Consider the following 13,798-nt stretch of genomic DNA (forward strand, 5'->3'; position numbering starts at 1 on the left):
TCCGACGGGATCGGCCGGACCGGCCCCGGGGCGCGTCGCGGTCCACCGCCCGCGCCCCCGGGGATAGCCTTCGCCGCATGGAGATCCTCGCGTACGGCGTCCAGTCCGACGAACGGCCGCTGCTCGAAGCCGCCCTGGCCGCCCACCAGCCACACCTGCTGAACGTCTTCCTCACCGCCGACACCGCCCCCCTGGCCGCCGGCTACCCGGTGGTCTCCAGCAGCGTCAACGACGAACTCGACGCCGACGTACTGGCCCTGCTCGCCGCCGGCGGCACCCGCCTGATCGCCCAACGCGCCACCGGCTTCAACAACATCGACCTCGACGCCGCCGCCACCCTCGGCCTCACCGTCGCCCGGGTCTCCTACTACTCCCCCTACGCGGTCGCCGAACACGCCTGGACGCTGGCGCTGGCCGTCAACCGCCGGCTGATCCGCTCGGTCAACCGGGCCCGCGAGTTCGACTTCCGCCTCGACGGCCTGATGGGCCGCGACATCCACGGCATGACGGTCGGCGTCCTCGGCACCGGCAAGATCGGCGAGTGCTTCGCCCGGATCGCGGCCGGCTTCGGCACCACCCTGCTCGGCTGGGACGTCAAGCCCAACCCGCACTGCGAGGCGCTCGGCATGACGTACGTCGAGAAGGACGAACTGCTCGCCCGCAGCGACATCCTCTCGCTGCACGTCCCGCTGCTGGACGCCACCCACCACCTGATCGACCGCGACGCACTGGCCCGGATGAAGCACGACGCGATCCTGGTCAACTCCTCCCGCGGCGGCCTCGTCGACGCCGTCGCCCTGGTGGAGACCCTGCGCGCCGGACGCCTGGCCGGCGTCGGCCTGGACGTGTACGAGGAGGAGGCCAACGTCTTCTTCACCGACCGCTCCGGCAGCGGCATCTCCGACGACGTCCTGGCCCGCCTGATCAGCTTCCCGCAGGTCCTGGTCACCTCCCACCAGGCGTACTTCACCCGCACCGCCGTCGGCCAGATCATCGACGCCACCGCCCGCAACGTCCACGACTTCATCGAGGGCCGCACCAACGAGAACACCCTCGTCCCGAAGGGCTGACCGCCCGCCGGATCGACCGCCCGCCACCGCCCGGCCCAGGACCGGGCCCGCCGACCGCGGTGTCCCCGATGCGGCCGGGGAGCACCTGCGGACGGGTGCGCCCGTGCACGGCGACGGGCCCCGGGGGACGGGGGCGATGCCCGGGCCGCCGTAAGCGCCGCCTAGGCTGGGTCCGAACGAAACCGACCAAACCGGACCCGTGGCGACGCGGCGCCGGACGGCATGGACGAAAGCGGGGCCGCCCGATGGGCGACGGCATGGACGGCATGACCGGGATGCACCACCACGGCGGTGGCCCTCTGCCGCCGTTCTCCTTCTCCAACGCGATCGGGTTGTCGCCGGACTGGCCGTACCTGGCCTTCTGCGTGCTCACCCTCGGCCTGTACCTGTTCGGGGCGGTCCGGCTGTGGCGGCGCGGCGACAAGTGGCCGGTCGGCCGGGTGGTGGCCTGGACGCTCGGTGTCGGCACCGTGTTCATGGTCACCAACACCAAGCTCAACGACTACGGCATGGCTCTGTTCAGCGCGCACATGATGCAGCACATGGTGCTGTCGATGCTGTCCCCGATCCTGCTGCTGCTCGGCGCGCCGATCACGCTGACGCTGCGCTCGCTGCGGCCGGCCCGCAAGGGCAGCGGGCGCGGCCCGCGCGAGCTGCTGGTGGCGCTGCTGCACAGCCGGCTGGTCCGGATCGTCTCGCACCCCGCGTACACCATCCCGGTCTTCATCGGCAGCCTGTACGGGCTGTACTTCACCCCGCTGTTCGACTACCTGATGCAGTACCAGCTGGGGCATCTGGCGATGATGCTGCACTTCCTCGCCGTCGGCATGCTGTTCTTCTGGCCGATCATGGGCGTCGACCCGGGCCCGCACCGCCCCGGCTTCGTGATGCGGATCCTCGAACTGTTCATGGGCATGCCGTTCCACGCGTTCTTCGGCGTGGCCGTGATGATGGCCTCCGGGCAGCTGGTCACCACCTTCACCGAGGAGATGGCGCCCGTCGGCACCAACCTGCACGCCGACCAGCAGCTCGCGGGCGGCATCACCTGGGCGTTCGGTGAGATCCCCACCGCGATCGTGCTGATCGCGCTGACCCTCCAGTGGGCCAAGTCCGAGGAGCGCCAGGCGCGCCGCCGCGACCGGGCCGCCGACCGTGACGGCGACGCCGAGCTGGCGGCGTACAACAAGTACCTGGCCTCGCTGAACCGCGCCGCCGGATAGTCCTCCTCCCCCCGTTTCCTGGATCCGCCCGGAGCTCCTCCGGGCGGATTCCGCGTCCTCGGGGGCCGGTCAGCCGATGCCCTGGCGGTCCGGCGTCAGCGCGAACTGCCGGTTGTCGTGGTCGCGGACCGCCCCGGCGACGGCCCGTTCCAGCAGTTGGCGCTGGACCAGCAGCGGGGTGCGCCGCGGTTCCGGGGTGATCCGCAGCAGGTCGTCCAGGGCGGCGACCAGGCGGCGGGTGACCTGGGGCTGGCCGGCCCCGCAGATCCGGATCTCGGTGAACGCCAGGTCCACCGTCGCCGCCCACCCCGGCACCGGCTGCACCAGTCGCACCGCGCCGTCCCGGTCCCGGTGGCGCAGCTCGCCGAGGTGGTGCGGGGCGAGGACGGCGAGCAGCTGGTGGATCCGGTCGACGGCCTGCACGGCGGTGGTGGGGTCGTTGACGGCCGGCGACAGGGCGCGGATGGCGATGTCGACGAGCTGACGGAAGCCGAAGCTGAGGTCCTGGTGCATGGTGCGGTCGACGCCGACGTTCAGCGCGGTGGTGATCCAGCCCGGCCGGGGCGGGGTGCCGCCGGCGACCAGCACCGTCGGGGTGCCGGGTGCGATGAAGTCGCCGATCCGCGGCACCAGGTGCAGCACCGCGCCGTGCCGCCGGGCGACCCGCACCAGGCGGCGGATGTTGACGTCCCGCAGCACGCCGGCCCGTCCCTCGTGCAGCAGCGTCGGCCCCTGCGGGGCGGGGCCGCCCGCGGGTTCCGGGTTGAGCCACCGGTAGGCGGTCAGCACCTGGAGCGACTCCCGGGTGACCCGGTCGATCACGTGCGGCACCCGCAGCAGCCGCAGCGTCGCCTGCACGTACAGCACGAACAGCCCCAGGCTGAGCATCACCAGGAGGAGCGCGACGACCGTCGACACGATCGGGACGGAGATCGCCCGCGTCGGGTCGGTGGTGTCGTCGTAGCCGAGCTGCACCAGCAGCGTGAAGACGAACGTCGCCAGGCAGGTGGAGAACGTCGCCTTGGTCAGCCGGCTGCGCACGTACAGGCGCAGCACCCGGGGGCTCATCTGGCCGGCCGCCATCTGGAGCGACACCAGGGAGATCGAGAACACCACGCCGATGAAGGTGAGCATCGCGGAGCTGACGGTCGACACCACGCTCTTCGCCGCGGACGCCAGATTCGTTTACACAGTGGAGAACGCCCGCTGCCTCTTCCTTGTTCCCGGCCAGCCAAAATCGCAGGTCACGCCACAGGCACTTGGTGCAACAGCGAAAACACCACGTACGGCAGCGGTCGGCAGTCTCAGCACCCCGGCCTCACAGCGCGGGCCGGGAGCGGGATCGCTTCCCACGACCGAGGGGCTCCGAGTTGTGTCATGTCGTCGCGCTCGATAGGCAGCCGCGACTCGACCAGCCGGTCATGCAGCCACTTGCCGTCGCAGCCGTACGCCCGCGCGAGAACGTCTAGCTCGACCCCCGCACGGAGTCTTTCGGCGATGGCTGGCAGAGCCACCCGCGCGAGCCTCATGCACAGGTGCTCGTGCTCTTTCTCAGTACTGGCGTAGATGGTGTTCTCCGAGGGTTCGAAGGCCCTCCGCCCTGCGCTTCGGGGGCAGCGCAGGACGGAGGGCTGGATCTGCCGCTGAGGATGTTGGGTGCGGCAGGGTCCGAGGTGGTCAGTGATCGAAGATCTGGATGTCGAAGGTCAAGCCCGTCCGCCAGACCTCCACGGTTCGCCGGCCGTTGACCCGCGCGTACATGAGCTTTCCGGGGGCCTTCTCGCCCTGGGAAGCCCAGTGGTACCTGAAGCCGGTCAGCAGGTAGACGGTCAGGGCGGTGAGGAGGACTTCACGGGCCACGAGATGCTCCGGGAGTGTGGTGAACAGGGAGGATGTGGGTCAAGGTTCCAGGCCTCACGGTCTTGGCGGCGGCGGGAGTTTCGCGGGCGCACGCACGACTCGGTCGCGGGCACGGAAGCCGAAGCTGATGAGGGTGACGCTCTCGTCGGCGCTGACGGGTGTGCGGCCGTGGGGTGTGAGCGCGCCGTCGAAGACGACGCAGTCACCTGCGAAGAGGTCGTGTTCGAGGTAGCCGTCGGCGGTGATGAAGACGGTGGAACTGCGCGCGCCGGTACTGGTGGGGTGTTCGTGCTTGAGGCACAGGATCAGGTTGACCTCGCCGAAGCCGAACTCGTCGACGTGGAAGTCGAGGAACTGCCCGTTCTCCCGGTACGCGATGTAGACGCCGGTGTGCGGCTGCTCGACGTCCAGCCCCGTCGACCGGGCCACGACGGCGGCGAGATCGACGTGGTCGGCGAAGCGGGTCACCGCATCTCCCACGGGCGCGTTCCACTTGCCGTTGTGGAGGTACCCGTTGGCGGCGAGGGCGTTCTCGGCCTCATGCGCCATCGCGGCGATCGACTCGGTGGCGAACGACTGGTCACGCAGGTGGCGGAGGAGGCGCGGCTGCACACGCTGGTGCGCGGTGAGTCCCCGCACCGCGTCCCGAAGGCCCGGGAAGTCCTCCGCCCACCGCGCCGGCGTCCGGGCGCTGGTGCGGGACTGGAGCCAGGCGGTCCACCCGGCGCTCCACCCGTACGGTGCCGAGGAGCTGGGGTTGGCTCGGCCGAGCAGCAGCGCGACCCGGTCGAGTGCGGCCTGCGTGGACTCGACCAGTTCCGCGTTGCCCTTGGCGATCCGCAGCCGCAGTGCCTCTTGCAGGTGGGCCAGGGCGCCCGCGTGGTCGCCGAGTTCCATCAGGTGCTTGCCGAAGTGCTGGTGGGCGAAGTCGAGGAGTTCCGGGTGCCGGCTGCGCGCGGTGGCCAGCGCGGTGCGGTAGAGGGCGTCCGCGGCCTGGGCATCGCCGGCGTAGCGGTGGGCGTCGGCGAGGTTGATTCCGGCGGCGATGACGGAGCGGGTGTTGCCGGCGGAGGTGGCCAGGTCGAGTGCCTGCCGCAGAAGGGTTCGGGCTTCGTCGTGGTTGCCCAGGGTCATCTGGGCGATGCCGATCTCCCGGGCCAGGAACCGGGTCCGGGCGGGGTCTGTGGTGACGTCCAGCTCCTGGCGGAGCTGGCCGACGACGATGGTCAGCTCGTCCCGGTCGACGGGGACCATCCGCAACTGGTCGTCCTGGGTGATGAGGTGCTGGAGCACGGGGCCTTCCCTCGTTCGGTGGCGCTCAGCGTCGCATTACAGCTGGTCGGTCCGGTGGCGCAGGGCGCCCAGCAGCTCGACCCCGTGGGGGGAGAAGTGCTCGCCCAGCAGCTCCAGTTCGCGTGTGAGGTAGCGGACGGCCGGCAGGCCCTCGTCGTAGGCGTCCTGGAAGTGCGCACGCTCATTGGCGGTCAGGTCGTCGCGGTCCAGTTCGGTGCGGCGGAACCGCAGCAGCTGGTTGTAGACGCAGGCCGCGTGGAACGCGCGGTCGATCTCCCAGGACTGGTTGCGGGCCTCGCCCTGCCCGGTACGCCAGCCGATCGTGATCCGGGGCGAGGTCCGGGAGGAGTAGCCGTCGGCGAACACCCGGTTCTGGAGGATGTGGAAGCTGATCGACTGGTGCGTCCCCTCGTGCAGCAGGTTCTCCGCCAGGAAGAGGGACGACGATTCGGGGCTGACGGTGTTCGGCGGGATGTGGTGCCGGGCCTTGTCGGAGAACACGACGACGTACGGAAGCGCCGGGTCACTGGAGCTGGTCAACGAGGACGCCCGGACACCGGGCTTGAGGCCGACCCACAGCAGGCCTCGGACGAACTCCCGTACGCAGGCGAACCCTTCGAGGTGGATCAGCGACAGGCGGTCCAGGGCCTGGATCAGCGTCGCGCGGCGCTCGTCGGTGTGCTGAACGATCTCGTAGTCCGTCAGGCTGAGTTCGTCGGCGATCTCACGGGGAAGCCCGGCGTCGAACCAGTCGAAGGTCACGCCCGCCACGGTCACCGTGTCACTGCGCAGGGCGCGGGCGTGCTCCGCGAAGGGAGTGCCCGACCTCACCAGGCGCTCCATCAGAACGAACGGGAGCACGGGTTCGGCGCCCGTCTCGCGGAGCCGGGTCAGCGCCGGGTCCTTGCGGGTGAGGTCGAAGAAGGAACCGGGCTCCACTCGGGTGGCAATCGTCGGCGACACGATGGTTCTCCTCATGGTCGAGGCGTGCGGGTGGCTGGTCGGGAGGGGGCAGGCCGCCCGGCTGCGCATGCCGGGTCGGCCCGCCGTGCCGTCAGTGGGACGGCGTCAGTTCGGAGTTGCGGTCAGCTCTCGGTTCCCGCCGGGGCGAAGTCGCCGTCCGGGACCATGTGGTCCAGCCGCCGCGTCAGGGACGCGACGCCGGTGGCCGGCGCGAAGTCGCCGTCCGGGACGGAGTGGTCCAGCCGCCGCGTCAGGGCAGCGACCTCCGGGTCGGGCGTGATGGTGGTGTCGCTCACGATGCCTCTCCAATCGGGTTGGCCCCGCTCGTCCGAGATGGACGAGCCGTGGTGCGGGGTGATGCAGACCCGGCCCGACGGACCCTTTCCAGCGGGCCGGGAACTCATGGGCGCCCAGCGGGCGCGGGGGTCGCTAGTAGCGGCCGGAGACGATCAACGCCGTGGCAACCGCTATGAGCACGAGCAGGGAGACCGTGTACGCGACGGCAAGCGGCCAGGGTGTGAGGGCCTCGTCCGAGGCCTGCCCTGCGATGTCCCGGCAGTCGTTCCGGCCATCGTCCACGGCGTTCTCTCCTCGGGACGTCACAGCTACGCCGGCCGCCGGTCGAGCGCGGCCCGCAACGCTGCGCGACGGTGGGGCGCCCGGGCGCGGACGATGCAGTCGCCGCAGATCGGGTGACAGGTGGCCTGGGCTTCGCCGGGGGCCTGGAGCTGGATGCCCGCACAGACCAGCGTCTCGCGCCGACAGACCCAGCAGGTTCCCTCACGGAAGCCATCAGGCCGGTCCGCGATGCGCCCCTCACCCACGGTACGGGCGAGCGACACGTCCGCTCTGTCGCTGTCCCTCGTGCTCACGCGGCACCCCTGCGGGCGACGCAGCTGCGGCAGCGACACGAGGACCGCACGGCCGACTCCTGCACGGCCTCGCCCGGGGACGGGGGCCTGCCGGCCGCGTTGGCCGCCCGGTACTCGTCCAGCGGGTTCCAGCCCTCGGGGAGCGTGTACCGCTCGGCCTTCGACGGGCCGGGCGCGGGGTCTCGGTAGACCCTCGGGGTCTTGCGTGTCGCCATGGTGGTGTTCCCTCCGTCCCCGAGGCCGCCGTGGGGAGGCCGGTCCTCGGGACTCGTGCGACAGCCTGGGGGTTTGTGGGATCAGGTGTCGCGATCACTACGGATCTACTGGAAGCGCTCGCCGAGCGCTCCGGCGGACGGCATGGTGCTGGTGGACATGCTGGCCCTCCTGGCCGGTGGTTGAGGCTCTACGACAGGATAGCACCGTCGTTCGCAGAAGACCGAGTTGGCACTAGGCTTCCGCTGTCACCGGCGATGCCGTAGTCATGAAGTTACGGCCGGTGAATCCAGGGTTCGACGGACTGCCAGTACGAGTTACCTGGACGACCAAGGCCAAGGGGGGCAGGAATGGCTGGGCGGACACCACCGAGGCGCACCGAAACACTGACTGGCAGTCCGTCCGAGTCCGTCAGGGTCCCCGAGGGGGTGATTTCCGGCTTCCTGTTCAAGGTCATCCGGGAACAGATCCCGAGGACTCAGGACGAGTTGGCCGTAGACCTGGGCATCGACAAGAGCACCGTCCAGGGCTGGGAATCCGGCCGCCGGCCGCTCTCCTCCACCCGGGCTGGGAACCTGGTGATGCTGCGCCGGAAGCTGATCCTGCTCGGCGCACCAAGTGGGTTGGTCAACCTGATCAGCCTTGCCATGGACGCAGACTTCGTCCTCGGCGAGATACTGCGGTTCAGGCCCGCGAGGGCCGATGTTCTGGACCATCCGTTGGCCGGGTGGGTGCTTACTCGCGATACCACACACATGATCGGCTGGGCCGTCAGCGGGGTTCTGCCCGGTGCGGTGGCTGCCGAGTTGAGCATCCCCGCCGCCCGGCGCGGGCCTGTTTCCACCGCGCCACTTCTCGGGCAGGACCTGCGCGCGCGATTCTTCGACAACCTCCGGTATACCGCGGACCTGGTTGAGAGCGGAGGCGAGGAGACCGCCTTACTCCGGCGGCAGGTCTGGTACCTGTCCTCCTACGACCGGGCCCGCGATGTGGCCGAGTGGTTCGGCGGGATGCAGCGTCGAGGGCGGATCCCCTCGGCGGGCTCGGGATGGTCACCCCGCTGGGTCGAGGCGCGTTCGGTCGCGGCAGCACTGGCAAGGAAGGGAGATCCCGAGCTGCTCCGGGACTTCATCGCCCGTTCGATCACCGACAACGACGACTTCGAAGCCGCGAACCTGAACTACTGGGCCCACTGGCTCGGGCTTGATTCACGCCCCCAGACCAGCGATGACTTCATGGCGGAGCAGGAACGCCCCGCGTGGGACGCCTCCTCACTGCTGCGGCAGTTCGCCATCCGGCTGGACCGCGCGGGCGAGTACACCGATCTCTACGTCCATTCGATCTGGGCACTCATGCTCACCCGCCGGGGCCTGGCCGACGCAGACCCTCGTACCGCCCAGGACCTGGCCGCACGAGTGTGCACGTTGCTGGACGGTGACGGTCTTTCAGGGCAGTCCCGTCGGGAGCTTGAGTCTGTGCACTACGGTCTGCGGGTAGGCGGGTACAGCAACAACCGATCCAACAGCGAAGGACAGCGATGACGGACGACAAGCAGGCGAAGGGCACCGCTAGCTACCTGTTCGAGGCGGGCATGCTCAAGCGGGCGAAGCGCTCCGGCTGGTGGATCGCTGGGGTCAAAGACCCCGAGACGATCGCCGAACACTCCTTCCGGACGGGCATCGTGGGCGCAGTACTCGCAATGATGGAGGGGGCCGACCCTGCCAAGGTCGCGCTGCTGTGCCTCTTCCACGACACCCAGGAGACCCGGGTTAGCGACATCCCCCACATCAGCCGGCGCTACCTCACCGCGGCCTCGAACGAACGCGTGACCGCCGATCAGGTCAGCGCCGCTCATCCGGCTGTCGTTGCCGGAGTGCAGGCCATCGTGGAGGAGTACGAGAACGCCGAGAGCCTGGAGGTCGTCGTCGCCCATGACGCGGACAAGTTGGAGTGCCTGATTCAGGCGGTGGAGTACCGCGAGCAGGGTTATCAGAACGTCCAGCCGTGGATCGACAGCAGCCTCGGCAGCCTCAAGACCGAGTCGGCGCGCACCCTCGCCGAGGCCGCTCTGACCATGACGTCCTTGGAGTGGCAGAAGGTGTACCTCGGCTGACGGCTCACCTCCCCCGCTTCCGATGGAGGTGGGGTGCTCCGCGTCTGGGCCTCACGCTCGGTCACGACGAGGGGGTGGGGCCTGGCGTCACTCGGTACTGCTCAAGCTCTTCCGGGGGTGGGAGCGGGACGGTGATGGACAGTTCGACGGTGCCAATCTGTTCGCTAAGGCCGCGCACGACCCAGTAGTGGCCTCGGCGGCCTTCGTAGTCGAGTTCGAAGAGCCGGGGGTTCCAACCGCCATCGGGCAGCAGGTCGGCGGGGTGGATGGTCAGGGATTGGGCCTTCCGTTCGGGTGGATCGGGGTGGGGCCTGGTGCCCACGGCCGACGGGGCTGGTCTGGCACGGGCGGGTGGAGGCCGCGGGGGTGGGCTCTGGTGTCCGGACGCCGAGTTCGACGCCGTCGGCGAGCAGCTGCCTGACGGCGGCCTCGGCCTGGTGGCGGTAGGGGTGTCGGGAGTGGAAGTGGCCGTTCTCCCGGATCTCGTACATGTCCTGCGCGAAGTCGCGTTCGTTGAGGGTGACTTCGAGGCGGCGGTGGTGTCCGGCGCCTGTGACGGTCCAGCGGCCGGCACCCGCCGCGGACCACGTGAGGGTGATGTCCGCGCCAGTGCGGGCCCGTTCGGCGCGTTCGCGTTCGGCCTGCTCGTCGGCGCGGCGCTGGCGGGCGGCGTCCTGTTCGGCCCGGTGCCGGCGTTCGGCGTCCTCGCGCAGCCGCAGGTACTCGGCGCGGGAGTGGGCGGCCTGGCGTTCCAGCTCCAGGAGGTTCTGGCGGGCCTTCTCGCGGCGTCTCGCGGCTTCCCGGCCGCCAGGGAGCGGGGGCAGGGCCTGGGGCTCGTGGCGGGCGGGCCACGGCTCGGCGAGGTCGGCGCGGTGCTGACGCCAGGCGGTGAGCATGGCGCGGCCGTCGGCGGTGGCCACCACGTCGCCTCGCTCGTCCTGGCGGAGGAATCCGGCGGCGATGACCAGTTCCACCACCTTGCGGCGCACACGGCGGCCCTTCGCGCCCCAGCGGGCTCCGGCGGGGATCAGCCGGTATCCGGTGCCGTCCCACCAGACTCCGCCGTCGGGGTCGTCGCGGGTGGCCGCCGCGACGAGGTCGTACACCCTGCTCGTCCACCCGGACTTCTCGCGGATCTCGGCGTGCCGGGCGGCGGCGGTGAAGCGGCGGACGTCGGCTTCGTGGTCGTCGGCGTGGAGGCGGGCGGCGTGGTGGGCGTCGTCGCGGTGGCCGTGGTCGTCGCCGACCTGGGCGGGGCGTCCGGTGTACCGGTCGCCGCACCACAGGCACCACACCACCCACCACTGGACCCGTTCGGTGCCGGCGGGGCCGACGCCGACGGGGCAGGCGTCGCGCAGGCCCCATTCCAGGGCGGTGCCGCCCCCGGGTATCCAGAGGGCGCGGGCGGGGGTGTGCACTGGGGTCTCCTGGGGGTGGGGCCTGGTGGTTGCGCTGGGTGGTGGGGTGGGTGGACGGCGTAAGGGTCTATGTCGTTATGTCATTTTTTTGACATCTCAAAAAAATCTATAAACAGCACTACAACGGTGGGAACCAACCCGAATCGGGCTCCGGCATACGGCACTTCGACACACCGACCCGGGGGCGGGGCGTGGTGTCACGGCCGGAGCTGCCGGGCGCAGGCCGGGCAGACGGGGCACCGTTGAGTGCCCAGTCGGGGGCGAGCAGGACGTCCGGGTCGCACAGGGCGTGGCGGGCCTGGTCGTCCACCGGCGTGATGTGCGGGGCGGTGCTGGGGGTGGCGTAGCCGAAGGTGAGGTGCCGGGGCAGGTCCATGATCCGCAGCGGTTCGGGGGTGGTGTGCATGGTGTTCCCTGGGGGTGGGGTCTGGTGTCAGCGGGGGGTGCGGAGGTGGCGGCGGCGTTCCTCGTCCACGTAGCCCTTGCCGGGGCTCTGGATCGTCCAGCCGCAGGCGCACACGGCCTTGGAGTACGCCCGGCCGGGGCAGCCCTCGGTCAGTGGCTTGTTGCGGCTGGTGTGCTTGTGGGCGGGAGGGCAGTCGGTGCCGTCGGTGTGGTGGTCGGTGCGGGGCGCGTGGTGCTTCGGCCGGCGGGCCGGGGGCGGGGTCTGGCGCCACTCGTCGGCCTGGCGTTCGGCGGCTTCCTTCAGCGGGGCCCACTCGGCTTTCTGGGCGGCCCACTCGTCCTCGGTGAGGGCGTCGCCGACGCACACGGGTTCGGCGTGGTGGTACCAGGTCTCCCAGTCGCCGGTGATGAGGCGTTCGGCCTCGGCCTGGGCTGCCTCGGGGGTGTCGGCTTCGACGGGCACCACGTGCACGGTGATGACGTCCACGGCAACGGTGTACTTGGGCATGCTGCTTGCTCTCCTGTGCTGCTCGGGGTGGGGCCTGGGGTCTGGCCGGGCCTCGGCACGGTCCGGAGGATGGTCCGGGCCGCACCGAGGTTCGGTCAGGCCGCCAGGGCGGTGTTGCCGACGATCAGTCCGGGCAGGCAGTCCTGGAGGAGTGCGGGGATCATCTCGGTGTGGCGGTCGCGCATCCACGGGAAGCCGGGGGCGGTGGCGATGGCGAACGGCTCTCCGCCGTCGGCGGGGACGACCACGCGGTACCGGGCGCGGGGCTTGGCCACCGGTGGGCAGGCGAGTCCGAGCACGCTGGGGTGGGTGTCGCTGGCGACGCCGTACCGCACCTGCCCGTCGGGCTCGGTCCAGCGCTGCCAGCCCTTGCCCGCCGATCGGGTCCGGCTGGGCTTCGTCGCGGGGCGGGGGCCGGGGCCGATCTTCACCGCGCGGCCGGGGCTGCTGGCGCGGGGCAGGTCCAGGGCGAGTTGCACGGCCCGGGTGTGCTCGGCCTGCGCGCCGCGCTGCCGGGGGTTGGTGACGACGGTGACGTCGCGGTGCTTCGTCGTCGCCTCTCCGTCCGCCTCGTGCTCGTAGGGCAGGCGGAGCGTGGCGGTGAGGACGTCGGTGGTGCTCATGGTGGCGCTGTTCCTTCGGCGGTGCGGGGGCGGGGCCTGGTGCCAGGTGGGGGTGGGGGCTGGGCCCTGCCGGCGTCGGGGTGTTCCGTCGGCCGGCCGGGGGGTGGGGCCTGGTGTCAGCGGCCCTCGTAGGAGATCCACCAGTCGGACTGGCCGGTCTCGTAGGCGAACCACTCGCCGTCGTCGCCGCTCAGGCCGACGGCTTCGGCCCACGCCTTGTATCCGGCCCGGCTGAGCCGCCAACCGCGCATCCGGCTCGCGTCCTCGGCCCCCTTGCCGTAGGCGCGGCTGTCGGCGGTCCACTCGGGCAGGTCGTGCGGGTCGCTGGTCCGCGCGGCTTGGACGACGGGCAGCCACACGACGCGGACGGTGCGGCCGGGGCGGGGCCATTCGACGGTGACGGCTCCGCCGGGCCCGGGGGTGAGGGCCGCGCCGTGGTGGACGGCGTGCCGCGCGAGGCGCAGGGCCAGCACGTGGGGACTGGTGCTGGGCGCGTCGTCCGCTGTGGCGTACTCCTTCGCGCCGTTCGAGGTGGCGTGTTCGCGGAGGGCAGCGGCGACGTCGCCGTACTGGTGGGTGCTCATCGGTGGTGCGTCACTTTCGGGCGGTGCGGGTGGGGCCTGGTGCAGGAGGCGGCACAGGGTCTGTCTGGCTTCGGCGAGTTCGGCGAGCAGTGCGGCGTTGGAGGCGTTGACGGCCGCGATGGCGGCGACGAGTTCGACCGTCTCGGCGTCGATCTCGTCGTCGGTCACAGGGGGATGCCTCCGACGCGCCGTCCGACGGGGTGGGCCCTGGTGTACTGGGCGCGGGCGGCCTGTCCGGCGCGGGTGACGCGCCAGTACCCGGTCACGGCCCCGGGGGCGAGGTGTCCGGCGTCGGCGAGCCGCCGCGCCGCTGTGCCGTCGGGGTCGGCGACGTTCGCCCCGATGCGGTCGCAGAACGCCCAGTGCGACAGCAGCTTGAAGTCCTCGGCGCTGATCACCAGTCGCCCTCCATCTCGCAGACGAGCACCGCCAGTTCGGCGGTCAGATCGAGCAGCAGGGTCCGGCTGTCGAACGCGCGCTCCGTGTCCAACTCGTTGAACTGGCCCATGTGCTGGTCCTCGGCGGGCTGCTCCGGGTCGGCGGGGTCATAGGTCGGGACGTTCGCCCGGAACCCTGCCTCCCACGCCTGCTCGTTGCGGTGAACGCGGGTGATCAGGGATTGCAGGCGGGCAACGGTGGTGGTGCTCATGGTGGCG

The 13,798-nt window shown here is 70.9% G+C and carries 18 protein-coding genes; 4 read left to right on the plus strand and 14 right to left on the minus strand.

Translation table 11 applies throughout. The annotated features are described in order from the left end of the window. Positions 1 to 77 precede the first annotated feature (77 nt). Positions 78 to 1,070, plus strand: a complete 993-nt coding sequence (locus ACIQF6_RS19495; protein WP_400896514.1) for a 2-hydroxyacid dehydrogenase — start codon at positions 78 to 80, stop codon at positions 1,068 to 1,070. 275 nt (positions 1,071 to 1,345) lie between these two features. Next, entirely contained in the window at positions 1,346 to 2,290 is a 945-nt protein-coding gene (locus tag ACIQF6_RS19500) for a cytochrome c oxidase assembly protein (RefSeq protein ID WP_400897267.1), read from the plus strand. 69 nt (positions 2,291 to 2,359) lie between these two features. Here ACIQF6_RS19500 and ACIQF6_RS19505 read toward each other — a convergent pair whose 3' ends face one another. From ACIQF6_RS19505 to ACIQF6_RS19535, 7 genes are all read right to left on the minus strand, one after another. Next, positions 2,360 to 3,469, minus strand: a complete 1,110-nt coding sequence (locus ACIQF6_RS19505; RefSeq protein WP_400897269.1) for a DUF2254 domain-containing protein — start codon at positions 3,467 to 3,469, stop codon at positions 2,360 to 2,362. Between the two features lie 498 nt (positions 3,470 to 3,967). After that, on the minus strand, positions 3,968 to 4,150 hold the full coding sequence (locus ACIQF6_RS19510; protein ID WP_400896516.1) for a hypothetical protein: 183 nt from the start codon (positions 4,148 to 4,150) through the stop codon (positions 3,968 to 3,970). 54 nt (positions 4,151 to 4,204) lie between these two features. Then, entirely contained in the window at positions 4,205 to 5,443 is a 1,239-nt protein-coding gene (locus ACIQF6_RS19515; RefSeq protein ID WP_400896518.1) for a tetratricopeptide repeat protein, read from the minus strand. A gap of 36 nt (positions 5,444 to 5,479) precedes the next feature. Next, on the minus strand, positions 5,480 to 6,406 hold the full coding sequence (locus ACIQF6_RS19520; protein WP_400896520.1) for a hypothetical protein: 927 nt from the start codon (positions 6,404 to 6,406) through the stop codon (positions 5,480 to 5,482). 122 nt (positions 6,407 to 6,528) lie between these two features. Then, a complete protein-coding gene (locus ACIQF6_RS19525; RefSeq protein WP_400896522.1) occupies positions 6,529 to 6,702 on the minus strand; it encodes a hypothetical protein in 174 nt (57 codons plus the stop codon). 133 nt (positions 6,703 to 6,835) lie between these two features. Next, on the minus strand, positions 6,836 to 6,985 hold the full coding sequence (locus ACIQF6_RS19530) for a hypothetical protein (RefSeq protein ID WP_400896524.1): 150 nt from the start codon (positions 6,983 to 6,985) through the stop codon (positions 6,836 to 6,838). 289 nt (positions 6,986 to 7,274) lie between these two features. Then, the gene (locus tag ACIQF6_RS19535; RefSeq protein ID WP_400896526.1) at positions 7,275 to 7,493 is read right to left on the minus strand and encodes a hypothetical protein; all 219 of its coding nucleotides are present in this window, start codon (positions 7,491 to 7,493) and stop codon (positions 7,275 to 7,277) included. Positions 7,494 to 7,919: 426 nt separating this feature from the next. Here ACIQF6_RS19535 and ACIQF6_RS19540 point away from each other — a divergent pair, with 426 nt between their 5' ends. Together ACIQF6_RS19540 and ACIQF6_RS19545 are read left to right on the plus strand one after the other, a co-directional pair. After that, complete coding sequence (locus ACIQF6_RS19540) at positions 7,920 to 9,032, plus strand: helix-turn-helix domain-containing protein (RefSeq protein ID WP_400896528.1); 1,113 nt, start codon at positions 7,920 to 7,922, stop codon at positions 9,030 to 9,032. Continuing rightward, on the plus strand, positions 9,029 to 9,604 hold the full coding sequence (locus ACIQF6_RS19545; protein WP_380332111.1) for an HD family hydrolase: 576 nt from the start codon (positions 9,029 to 9,031) through the stop codon (positions 9,602 to 9,604). The genes ACIQF6_RS19540 and ACIQF6_RS19545 overlap by 4 nt, the downstream gene beginning before the upstream one ends. 164 nt (positions 9,605 to 9,768) lie before the next feature. Here the strand turns inward: ACIQF6_RS19545 and ACIQF6_RS19550 are convergent, their stop codons facing one another. The 7 genes from ACIQF6_RS19550 to ACIQF6_RS19580 form a co-directional block, all read right to left on the minus strand. Beyond that, on the minus strand, positions 9,769 to 11,022 hold the full coding sequence (locus tag ACIQF6_RS19550) for a hypothetical protein (RefSeq protein ID WP_400896530.1): 1,254 nt from the start codon (positions 11,020 to 11,022) through the stop codon (positions 9,769 to 9,771). A gap of 118 nt (positions 11,023 to 11,140) precedes the next feature. Further along, complete coding sequence (locus tag ACIQF6_RS19555; protein WP_400896532.1) at positions 11,141 to 11,428, minus strand: hypothetical protein; 288 nt, start codon at positions 11,426 to 11,428, stop codon at positions 11,141 to 11,143. 27 nt (positions 11,429 to 11,455) lie between these two features. Then, on the minus strand, positions 11,456 to 11,935 hold the full coding sequence (locus tag ACIQF6_RS19560) for a hypothetical protein (protein WP_400896534.1): 480 nt from the start codon (positions 11,933 to 11,935) through the stop codon (positions 11,456 to 11,458). Between the two features lie 95 nt (positions 11,936 to 12,030). Beyond that, the gene (locus ACIQF6_RS19565; RefSeq protein WP_400896536.1) at positions 12,031 to 12,558 is read right to left on the minus strand and encodes a hypothetical protein; all 528 of its coding nucleotides are present in this window, start codon (positions 12,556 to 12,558) and stop codon (positions 12,031 to 12,033) included. 116 nt (positions 12,559 to 12,674) lie between these two features. Then, positions 12,675 to 13,310: a hypothetical protein gene (locus ACIQF6_RS19570; RefSeq protein WP_400896538.1), complete on the minus strand. Its 636-nt coding sequence runs from the start codon at positions 13,308 to 13,310 to the stop codon at positions 12,675 to 12,677. Beyond that, a complete protein-coding gene (locus ACIQF6_RS19575; protein WP_400896540.1) occupies positions 13,307 to 13,540 on the minus strand; it encodes a hypothetical protein in 234 nt (77 codons plus the stop codon). Before ACIQF6_RS19575 ends, ACIQF6_RS19570 begins: the two co-directional genes overlap by 4 nt. Next, positions 13,537 to 13,791: a hypothetical protein gene (locus ACIQF6_RS19580; protein WP_400896542.1), complete on the minus strand. Its 255-nt coding sequence runs from the start codon at positions 13,789 to 13,791 to the stop codon at positions 13,537 to 13,539. Before ACIQF6_RS19580 ends, ACIQF6_RS19575 begins: the two co-directional genes overlap by 4 nt. Positions 13,792 to 13,798 lie beyond the last annotated feature (7 nt).

The sequence above is a fragment of the Kitasatospora sp. NPDC092948 genome (assembly GCF_044754805.1).
Classification (GTDB): Bacteria; Actinomycetota; Actinomycetes; order Streptomycetales; family Streptomycetaceae; genus Kitasatospora.